The sequence below is a fragment of the Sphingopyxis sp. genome, assembly GCF_035565275.1.
Classification (GTDB): Bacteria; Pseudomonadota; Alphaproteobacteria; order Sphingomonadales; family Sphingomonadaceae; genus Sphingopyxis.
Genome location: NZ_DATMST010000329.1, coordinates 1 through 4,892 on the forward strand (window position 1 = coordinate 1; position 4,892 = coordinate 4,892).

Consider the following 4,892-nt stretch of genomic DNA (forward strand, 5'->3'; position numbering starts at 1 on the left):
GATCGCCTGCGCATCGGGGCGGCGGCGCGGTTCGCGGCGGTCGCGCCACGCGCCATAGGTGTCGGGGTCGCGATAGCGCAGCAGGAACATCGTCAGCCGCTCGTCATAATAACGCCGCTCGCCGACCTGTTCGCCCTGGAACCACACCGGGCGCGTGACGCCGTGCAGTGCGCGCGAAAAGGCGGCGTCGGACAGGCGGCGGATCGCATAGTCGAGCGCGGCATCCCACGCGGCGCGAAAGCTGTAGGCGTCGACGCGGCGGCGCAGGCGATAGGCGGTCGACGGCGACAGCCCGACGCGCTCGCACGCCTCGGTCACGCAGCCGCATTCGCCGAGCGCGTCGATGAAGTCGACCTGCTTTTCGGGCGTCCAGCCATCGCGGCGTTCGCGCGGGGACGCGGGGACGAATTCGTGCGCGGCGGCGAGCGTGCGGGTGTCGTCGGGCGGCGGGCGGCGCGCCTTGGTAATGCGAACAGGGCTGCGCGTTTTGTTCGCGCGCTGCGCGCGGGCGCGAAGGGCGGCGAGGTCGGGGGTGATCTTGTCGTGCTTCATCCAGCAGGATGAACCAGACGGGGGTTTTTTAGGAAAGGGGTTTTTGGGGTGGGGTGTGCGAAATAGGATGGGCGAAGTTTGGGGATTTAGTGGTAAGACTGTAGGTTCAATCAATTGTATCGTTATCATGTAAGTCTGCAGTAAGGCGGCTCTTTATTGATTCAGCACGTTCTAGCAGGTCCTCATAGGTCAAGATCGAGATTCGGCCACCCCAATAAATATTGCGCCGCCGCAGCTTCTCGGCAGATTCAGCAGAGAGGCTATCCCGTCGCCCAATGATGACAAAACCTACCGGATTAGAGATCCCGTTGAGACTCTGTGAGGCATAAGAAAAGTTTTCTTCAACCCATGCCAGCCAATCTAGAACTTGCTGCTCGGCATGGACCAAGTGGCTCGAAGGGTTTCCTCCCTTTGTATAAATTGTAAGGTTAGATGATTCGAGTTCAATAAGATCATAAGATCCGTCAAATCGCTTGCCGGCGTAGTCCATTTCATATTCTGAACCAAGTTTATGCTTAGGAAGGATTTTGATATATTCTACACCAAACAATATGGGGTTGCGCGTAATGCATCGCTGAATTGCATTTTCATTTCGCTCCTCCAAGGCAATTTCGGCTTCCAATTCGGCGATCCCTCGATCAAGGGCCGAAAGAACACTCTCAGCTCGCGTTAATCGAGCGATTTCTCGGAGAGCTACGTCGCGTATTAGCGCTATCTCTGCAGGAAAGATCGTAACTGAGCAGTCGATCTCTCCTAACCGCCCAACCTCAAGAAACTCGATCGTGGGTCGTTTGGCAAACTTCAGTCGAACGCGATTTCCCTTTCCATCCGGCGCTGTGAAGCCATCGGTGAGAAGGCGACGGTGCAATTCGGTCAGTCGCGGAAGGAATTCTGGTCGATTTGGAAAAACAGGCACTTCTTCCATCGCCGCAATGGCGAGCATGTCTATCGCTTCCTCTTCGTCCGTTTGATCGTCTCCGCTTGAGGAAATCTCAAACAGCTGCCCCGCTTCAATTATCATCTTATCCGGATTTATGTAATGACTTATAGCGTGGAATATAATTTTTCCATCTCGTTCATCATAAATCAATTCACGACAAGGTTTTATTAGGTCATTTATAGTCGGACCTTTGGATTTTTCTTTCGTAGTGTTCGAATTGAGTTTCTTTGAAATCTCGAGAATGGCTTTTGCGTTTTCTGAATCTCCGATCACGCCAAAGCCTAACTCTTTAGGTTCCTTCCATTGGCTTAAGCGCGTGCCCTCGCCATTCGTATTATCGTTGCTCTCAATTTGTTCACTATTGGGGTTGGCGTCGGACATCTTCAATCCGCCCGCGGTAAATGCAGTGCGCTCATTCTCTCCATCCCCTCTTCAGCGACCGGAATTACGGTGACAGGTGCAACAATCCCCAATCACCCCGGATCGATCAACCCAGTTCCGATGGACGGTGCCCGTAATATTCGTAGATATCCAGCACCCGATCGGGTGAAATGCCGTGGTCCTGATCGATCGCCAGCGGGTGGTCGTCGTTCATCACATAGAGCTTCGGACGCTGGCGGTCGGCTTGCGGGACGACCCAGACGGCCAGCGGATCGTTGCCGACATAGTCTTCGAGCTGGTTGCAAAGCCAGCCCGACCAAGGTCCCATGTCGGGATATTCGCCATCGTCGAAGCCCGTCAGATATTTGTCGAAGTTTTCGCGTGACAGCGTCGACCAGGCGCCGAAGCTGAAGGGCGTCCCCATCCCGTGAACGGGGATGTCGAGGCAAGCGCGGACCATGAAATATTGGCCATCGAGGACGCAGAAATCCTCGGAAAGGAAGTCGCCGTCGAAGCGGATCGCGCCATTCTCTTCATAACCGTCGCCGCCCGGCCATGGGTCGGGGGCGAAGGCAGCCACGGCGAAGCGGCCTTCATGCGGCGCATCGCATGAGGCGCAGTGCCACTGCGCCGAAGACAATATCTCCAGCGCAGTGGGCTTGCGGCCGCCCTTCAAGATTTTCGGAATCCACGACAAGGGCAGCGCCTAGCTAGTCATGCTCCCGCCCACCCGCGCCCATATACAGCTCGCGCCCGGTTTCCTCATAAACTTCGCTCATTTTCGCCATGCCCTTTTCGGCCTCCTCCGCCGCGATGAAGCCGGCGCTGTCCTGATTTTGCAGCTTCGCGAACTCGCGGACTTCCTGGCTGATCTTCATCGAGCAGAATTTCGGGCCGCACATGCTGCAGAAATGTGCCGATTTCGCGCCCTCGGCGGGGAGCGTCTGGTCGTGATACTGCTCCGCCGTGTCGGGGTCGAGCGACAGGTTGAACTGGTCGCGCCAGCGGAATTCGAAGCGCGCTTTCGATAGCGCGTCGTCGCGGACCTGTGCGGCGGGGTGGCCCTTGGCGAGGTCGGCGGCGTGCGCGGCGAGCTTGTATGTCACCACGCCGACCTTCACATCGTCGCGGTCGGGCAGGCCGAGATGCTCCTTGGGCGTGACGTAGCAAAGCATCGCGGTGCCGTACCAGCCGATCTGCGCGGCGCCGATGCCGCTGGTGATATGGTCGTACCCCGGCGCGATGTCGGTGGTGAGCGGCCCGAGCGTGTAGAAGGGCGCCTCGCCGCACGCTTCGAGCTGCTTTTCCATATTCTCCTTGATCTTGTGCATCGGGACGTGGCCCGGCCCCTCGATCATCACCTGCACATCCTGCGCCCACGCGCGCTTGGTAAGCTCGCCCAGCGTGTAGAGTTCGGCGAACTGCGCCTCGTCGTTCGCGTCATAGATGCTGCCGGGACGCAGGCCGTCGCCGAGGCTGTAGGCGACGTCATAGGCCTTCATGATCTCGGTAATCTCGTCGAAGCGTTCGTAGAGGAAGCTTTCCTTGTGATGCGCGAGGCACCATTTCGCCATGATGCTGCCGCCGCGCGACACGATGCCGGTCATGCGCTTCGCCGCGAGCGGGACGTAGGGCAAACGAACACCTGCATGGATGGTGAAATAATCGACGCCCTGTTCGGCCTGCTCGATCAGCGTGTCGGCGAAGATTTCCCATGTCAGATCCTCGGCGATGCCGCCGACTTTCTCGAGCGCCTGATAGATGGGGACGGTGCCGATCGGGACGGGCGAATTGCGGATGATCCATTCGCGCGTGTCGTGGATGTTGCGCCCCGTCGACAGGTCCATGACCGTGTCGGCGCCCCAGCGGATCGACCAGACCATCTTGTCGACCTCGGCCGCGACGTCGGATGCGACCGCGCTGTTGCCGATATTGGCGTTGATCTTGACGAGGAAATTGCGGCCGATCGCCATCGGCTCGGATTCGGGGTGGTTGATGTTGCTGGGGATGATCGCGCGGCCGCGGGCGACCTCGTCGCGGACGAATTCGGGGGTGACATAGTCGGGGATGCTGGCGCCGAAGCTTTCGCCGTCGCGCCTGTATTCGGCGAGGCGCGCGCGGCCGAGATTTTCGCGCTCGGCGACATATTCCATCTCGGGCGTGATGATGCCGCGGCGGGCATAGTGCATCTGGCTGACGTTCTGGCCCGCACGCGCGCGGAGCACCTTGCGGCGGACGTTGGGGAAGGCGGGGACTCCCCCAGAGCGATCCGGGCCGAGCTGGCCGTTATCCTCGGGCTTCACCTCGCGCTGGGTGACCTCCTCGACGTCGCCGCGGCCGCGGATCCAGTCGGCGCGGATCTCGGGGAGGCCGGCATTGATGTCGATCGTCGCGTTGGCGTCGGTGTAGGGGCCGCTGGTGTCATAGACGCGGACGGGGGGCTCGCCCGAATGCGGGTCGAGGTCGATCTCGCGCATCGCGACGCGGATGCCGCTGCCCGTCTGCGCCGCGACGTGGATCTTGCGGCTGCCGCGGATCGGCCCGGTGGTCACGCCGATGGGGGCGGAGTTTTCGAATTTCGCGTCGATGTCGGCCATGTGCAGTCGCTCCATATTGTCGGAGCGAGAATGGGGATTCCGCGTGTGGAATACCGACCCTCCCTCCGCCGGTATTACCCGGATCAGGTTCAACGGGTCGCGGGATGTTCCGCTCTCAACCTGTTTCCGCACACAGGCTCCCCGGGGATGGCGGCGTTATACGGGGCGGTGGGTGCGCTGTCCATGGGCGGCTGTGACCGCGAACACTTTCGGTAAGGGAAAATGCGATTAGAAACGTCTGATCAACAGGATATGAGGGGCGACATATATGACGCGACGGGTGAAGGTGAATATGCGCCGGACCGGGCAGATGCTGGCGCTGGCGATCGCATGGTGCCTGTTGCCCGCGGAGGCGCAGGCGCAGGCCTATCCGTGCAACGGCGCCGGGCCGGGCGAGCGCGTGGTCGGGATGTCGCCCGCGG

3 protein-coding genes, 1 pseudogene and 1 riboswitch are annotated in these 4,892 nt (G+C 60.2%); all 4 genes and pseudogenes read right to left on the reverse strand.

Annotation, left to right across the window (positions count from 1 at the left end):
* A pseudogene (locus VN047_RS21595) lies at positions 1-552 on the reverse strand (hypothetical protein); the annotation flags it as partial.
* Between the two features lie 106 nt (positions 553-658).
* On the reverse strand, positions 659-1,873 hold the full coding sequence (locus VN047_RS21600; RefSeq protein ID WP_325546353.1) for a Shedu anti-phage system protein SduA domain-containing protein: 1,215 nt from the start codon (positions 1,871-1,873) through the stop codon (positions 659-661).
* 106 nt (positions 1,874-1,979) lie between these two features.
* Positions 1,980-2,570, reverse strand: coding sequence for a DUF2199 domain-containing protein (locus tag VN047_RS21605; RefSeq protein WP_325546355.1), 591 nt, complete (start codon positions 2,568-2,570; stop codon positions 1,980-1,982).
* Positions 2,571-2,583: 13 nt separating this feature from the next.
* Positions 2,584-4,470 (reverse strand): phosphomethylpyrimidine synthase ThiC, encoded by a 1,887-nt coding sequence (thiC, locus tag VN047_RS21610; protein WP_325546357.1) that lies wholly within the window; start codon positions 4,468-4,470, stop codon positions 2,584-2,586.
* A gap of 43 nt (positions 4,471-4,513) precedes the next feature.
* Positions 4,514-4,624, reverse strand: a riboswitch (TPP riboswitch).
* Positions 4,625-4,892: the final 268 nt, after the last annotated feature.

Bases quoted from the DNA above. Each gene is read 5' to 3' on its own strand.
- VN047_RS21600 (WP_325546353.1), bottom strand. From the start codon at position 1,873: ATGTCCGACGCCAACCCCAATAGTGAACAAATTGAGAGCAACGATAAT.
- thiC (WP_325546357.1), bottom strand. From the start codon at position 4,470: ATGGCCGACATCGACGCGAAATTCGAAAACTCCGCCCCCATCGGCGTG.